Origin of the sequence: Streptomyces sp. UG1 (assembly GCF_049974585.1) — a bacterium.
GTDB lineage: Bacteria > Actinomycetota > Actinomycetes > Streptomycetales > Streptomycetaceae > Streptomyces.
In genome coordinates this window covers 1-544 of the sequence record NZ_JBNGGG010000172.1, presented here as the reverse complement: position 1 = coordinate 544, position 544 = coordinate 1, and the positions used below count along the sequence as shown (strand labels likewise).

Annotated in this window: 1 protein-coding gene and 1 pseudogene; both read right to left on the bottom strand. The window is 69.9% G+C overall.

Annotated features, from left to right (window positions below):
• Window positions 1-155 (bottom strand): annotated as a pseudogene (locus tag ACP4J3_RS50885) (GTP 3',8-cyclase MoaA); the annotation flags it as partial.
• Between the two features lie 8 nt (window positions 156-163).
• The coding region (locus tag ACP4J3_RS50880; protein WP_426545125.1) for an XdhC family protein at window positions 164-544 on the bottom strand (381 nt) is incomplete at its 5' end.

Genomic DNA, 544 nt, shown 5'->3' with positions numbered 1-544 from the left:
ATCAGGCGGACGATCTCGTCGTCGTCAAGCAGGTCGGGCTTGGCCAGCCACTGCAGGCCCTCCTCTGGCATGCAGTACGTGCAGCGCAGATTGCAGCGGTCGGTCAGCGAGACCCTCAGGTCGGTGGCCACCCGGCCATAGGTGTCGGCGAGCATGTGGGGTCTCATACGGCCAGGAGTTCGGCCGGTGACGACCCCTGGGCTGCGGGGACGGACCCGTGGATGGGACCGGGGACACGGGTCAGGGGCAGGCCGGTGCCGTTGTGGGTGTGGGCGATGATCTCGGCGGTGATGGAGATCGCTGTCTCCTCGGGGGTGTGGGCGCCGAGGTCGAGCCCGATCGGTGAGTGCAGGCGGGCGAGGTGCTCTTCCGACACGCCGGTCTTCCGCAGACGTTCCAGGCGGTGCTCGTGGGTGCGGCGGGAGCCCATCGCGCCGATGTAGCCGACCGGGAGGCCGAGAGCCGCGCGGAGCAGGGGGATGTCGAACTTGGCGTCGTGGGTGAGGACGCAGATCGCGGTGCGGGCGTCGACCTCGGCGTGCTC